This window comes from Methyloceanibacter sp. (assembly GCF_049590335.1).
Lineage (GTDB): Bacteria > Pseudomonadota > Alphaproteobacteria > Rhizobiales > Methyloligellaceae > Methyloceanibacter.
Genome location: NZ_JBAWCQ010000156.1, coordinates 1 through 2,008, shown reverse-complemented (window position 1 = coordinate 2,008; position 2,008 = coordinate 1). Strand labels below are relative to the sequence as shown.

1 protein-coding gene and 1 pseudogene are annotated in these 2,008 nt (G+C 63.1%); both read left to right on the top strand.

The window, feature by feature from the left end; genetic code table 11:
• Positions 1 to 191: 191 nt before the first annotated feature.
• Positions 192 to 1,100 (top strand): annotated as a pseudogene (gene argF / locus WBQ77_RS11730) (ornithine carbamoyltransferase); the annotation flags it as partial.
• 194 nt (positions 1,101 to 1,294) lie between these two features.
• On the top strand, positions 1,295 to 2,008 hold a 714-nt coding region (locus WBQ77_RS11725; RefSeq protein ID WP_424060400.1), incomplete at its 3' end, for an Hsp33 family molecular chaperone HslO.

Sequence of the window (2,008 nt, the reverse complement as noted above, 5' to 3'; positions counted from 1 at the left end):
TGCGCGAGCGGGGCATGTTGACCGTCCCGGCCGGCGACAATGTCGTGCGTCTGCTGCCGCCTCTCATCGTCGGCGAGGAAGAAATCGACCTCGCCTGCCATACCATTGATGCCGCCTGCATCGCCTTAAAACCGGCGATGCGGGGTACGGCTAGTTCCTAAACGAAATCCTGTTTCTAAGAATCTCCGCTCATGCCTATGACACCCACCCATTTTCTCGATCTCGATGCACTGGATGCGCCGACGTTGCGCGCCATCATCGACGCCGCGGCCACGCTGAAAAAAGCGCGCAAGACGCCGAAAGCGCTTGCCGTTCCGCACGGCGCGGTTCTGGCCATGATTTTCGAAAAGCCTTCCACTCGGACGCGCGTCTCGTTTGAGATGGCCATGCGCCACCTTGGCGGGTCGGCCGTGGTGCTGAATGCGCAGGATATGCAGCTTGGCCGTGGCGAGACGATCGGCGATACGGCACGGGTGCTCTCGCGTTACGTCGATGCGATCATGCTGAGGACAGGTCCCCATGATGGGCTCTTGGAGTTCGCCGAGCACGCGGAAATTCCGGTCGTCAACGGCCTCACGGCGCGGTCCCACCCCTGCCAGATCATGGCGGACATTCTGACCTTCGAGGAACACAAGGGCCCCATCAAGGGGACCATCGTCGCCTGGCTGGGCGATGCGAACAACGTCGCGACATCCTGGGTTCATGCCGCTGCCCGTTTCGGTTTCACCTTACGCATGGCGACGCCGCCTGCGTTTGCGCCGGATCCGGACTTGCTGACTTGGGCCCGCGCTGAGGGCGCAAGGATCGAGGTAACGACGGACGCACAAGCCGCCGTGACCGACGCGGATTGCGTGGTCACCGACACTTGGGTCTCCATGGGCGACAAAGATGTCGAGGCACGCAGGGCTGCACTCGAGCCGTTCCGGGTCGATGAGCCACTGATGGCGCGGGCAAAACCCGACGCGATCTTCATGCACTGCCTGCCGGCCCACCGCGGCGACGAGGTGGCGGACGCGGTGATGGACGGCCCACAATCGGTCGTTTGGGACGAGGCGGAAAACCGGCTTCACGCACAAAAGGCGATCCTGGTCTGGTGCCTCCACAACGGACGCCTCCCGGCAAAGGCTGCTGCAAGGAAGAAGACGTTGCGCAAGACAGCGTTCGCGAAGTCCGCGTCGGGGAAGACTTCTTCTAAGAAATACGCGTCTGCCAAGGCCAAGAAGACCTCTGCTAAAAAGACTTCGGCCAAGAAAAAGCGCGCGGCCAAAAAGTCCACCAAGCGCGGAGGAAAGCGTTGAGCGAGCCCGCCTCCCGAGAGGCGATCGAGATCGCGGTGCCATCGGACGATGTCGTTATGCCGTTTCAGGCCGAGCAGGCCGATGTGTTGGGGCGCCTCGTGAAGTTGGGGCCAACCGTCGACACCATCCTGTCGCGCCACGATTACCCCGAGCCTGTCTCGCGCTTGCTCGGCGAAGCCGTGGCGCTGACGGCGCTGCTTGGCGCCTCGCTGAAATCGGAGGGCAAGTTGATCCTCCAGGCCTCCACCGATGGCGCCGTCGACCTGCTCGTCGTCGATTTTGTCGTGCCGGGCTCGATGCGCGCCTATGCCCGTTACAACGAGACGAAGCTGGCGGATCTCGATAAGGACGACGACGCGGCGCTGCTCGGTCACGGGCACCTTGCCATGACCATCGATCGCGGGCAGGACGTCGACCGCTATCAGGGCGTCGTCCCGCTGGAGGGGACCAGCCTCGCGGACGCCGCGGATACCTATTTCAAGCAGTCAGAACAGCTGCCAAGTTTTCTCCGGCTTGCCGTAGCCCGGCACTTTCAAGCGGCGGAGAATGGCCAAGGTGCCTGGACCTGGCGCGCTGGCGGACTGCTCGTCCAGAAACTGACGCGCGAGGGCGGCATCGTCAGCCCAAAGAGGTTCGAGGAAGATTGGACCCGCGCGAAGTCTCTTGCCGAGACGGTCGAGGATCACGAGTTGCTCGACCCGACGCTGGCC